This window comes from Mesorhizobium sp. M1A.F.Ca.IN.020.06.1.1 (genome assembly GCF_004023265.1).
In the GTDB taxonomy this organism is placed as follows: domain Bacteria; phylum Pseudomonadota; class Alphaproteobacteria; order Rhizobiales; family Rhizobiaceae; genus Mesorhizobium.
In genome coordinates this window covers 1-2005 of record NZ_RZSR01001041.1, presented here as the reverse complement: position 1 = coordinate 2005, position 2005 = coordinate 1, and the positions used below count along the sequence as shown (strand labels likewise).

Sequence of the window (2005 nt, the reverse complement as noted above, 5' to 3'; positions counted from 1 at the left end):
ACCACCACAACCTCGTCGACGAGCCCGCGCCATTGCGTGGCGAACATGCCGATGGTGGCCGAGCCGCAGCCGACGCGCATGCGATGCTCGATCTTGCCGTCGATGACCGGCGCCTTGCCAGCCTCGACAATGACCGTCGCACCGCCGTCGATGGTGAGCTCGACCGGCTTCCTGTTGCAGAGGTTGAGAAGCGCGTCGCAAGTCGCGCGGCCTTCAGCCTTGGAGCCGCCGGTCAAGTGATGCACGCCGCCAAGCGACAGCATCTGCGAGCCATATTCGCCAGTGGTGACGTGGCCGATCGCCTCGCCTTCCGAGCGCACGGTCGCCGTCTCGTCGCCGATGTGGCGGTCCGTATCGATCTTCACCTTGACGCCGCAATAGGAGAAGATGCCCTCGGTGACGACGGTGACGAGATCGACGCCCTCGACCTCCTGGCTGACGATGAAAGGTGCGGGCTTGTAATCCGGGTAGGTGGTGCCGGCCCCGATCGCGGTGACGAAGCGGCGGCCGGTGTTGACCAGCTCACCACCCCACTCCTCGCCCTCGGCGACGAATGGCACGACCGCGCCGCCGGTCTCGGCCGCGTGGTCGAGGATGGTCAGCGGATCCATGCGCACGATGCGCCCGCCGACATTGCCGTAGCGGTCGCAGGCGCCGGTGCGGCCGTCGGCGATGTAGCACATCACCGGACAGGCATCGCAGCGGATCTTCTCCGCCACCTGCTTCTCACCGGGATCGTGGGTTTCGAAACGTTCGGCAAGCTCGCTCATCGGCGCGCCTCCTTTTCGCGGATCGCCGCCAGGATGCGGCTCGGCGTCGCCGGCACTTTGGTGACCAGCACGCCGGTGGCATGTCGGATGGCGTTGAGGATCGCCGGCGCGGTCGGGATCAGCACATGCTCCCCCAAACCCTTGGCGCCGAAAGGTCCTTCCGGGTCCGGAACTTCCACCAATATGTGCTCGACCGGCGGCACGTCGCCGATGGTCGGGATGAGGTAGTCGTGCAGGTTCTCGGTGCGGCCGGGGATATATTCCTCCATCAGTGCCATGCCGATGCCTTGCGCGATGCCGCCCTCGATCTGCCCCTCGACCAGTACCGGGTTGATGGCCTTGCCGACATCATGCGCGGCGGTGATCTTGAGCAGCTTCACCGTGCCCAGCTTGAGATCGACCTCAAGCTCGGCGATCTGGGCGCCATAACCATAGACGGCGTAGGGCTTGCCCTGGCCCTTGGCGTCGAGCGGCAGCGTGGGCGGATCGTAGGTCTCTTCCGCGACGAACACCAAGCCATCGGCATCGATCTTCAGTGTACGCAGATCGATGCGTCGCGTCGCATCCACCTCGCGGATGGAGATGCTTGCGCCGTCGAGCGCGATCGTTGCTTGATCGGACACATTGGCGAAACGCAGGATCTTTTCGCGCAGCGCGCGGCCCGCCTTCTCCGCCGCCTTGCCGGTGACAAAAGTCTGGCGCGAGGCGGATGTCTTGCCGGCGTCGGGCGTGATGGCGGTGTCGGCGCTCTTCAGCCTGAACTTGTCCAGCGGCAGGCCGAGCGCGTCGGCGCAGATCTGGCTGATGACCGTGTTGGAGCCTTGGCCGATGTCGACGGCGCCCTGGTGCAGCACGACATCTCCGGAGGCCGAGACGCCGACCTTGATCGTCGAAGGATTGGGCAGCGAGGTGTTGCCGCAGCCATACCAGCAGGAGGCGACGCCGACGCCGCGCTTGCTTGCCGTGTTGATGGCGTTGAAGGCTTCCGCATCGCCAAGCGCGCGCGCCCAATGCTGCTGAAGCCTCTCCAGGCATTCACTGATGCCGACGCCCGACTCCAGCCGTTGGCCCGTGACCGTTTCGCAGCCGTTTCGAAGGCAGTTCTTCAGCCGGAAATCGAGGCGATCCATGCCAAGCTTGCCAGCGAGCGCGTCGTAGAGCGTTTCCTGCATAATGGTTGCCTGCGGCACGCCGAAGCCGCGGAAGGCGCCGGCGATCGGGCCGTTGGTATGGAT

1 protein-coding gene and 1 pseudogene are annotated in these 2005 nt (G+C 65.5%); both read right to left on the bottom strand.

Annotated features, from left to right (window positions below; all coding sequences use genetic code 11):
* Nucleotides 1-770, bottom strand: a pseudogene (locus tag EOA60_RS30665) (6-hydroxynicotinate reductase); the annotation flags it as partial.
* A partial coding sequence (locus tag EOA60_RS30660) for a molybdopterin cofactor-binding domain-containing protein (protein WP_164899675.1) occupies nucleotides 767-2005 on the bottom strand: 1239 nt, incomplete at its 5' end. The pseudogene EOA60_RS30665 and the gene EOA60_RS30660, both read right to left, overlap by 4 nt.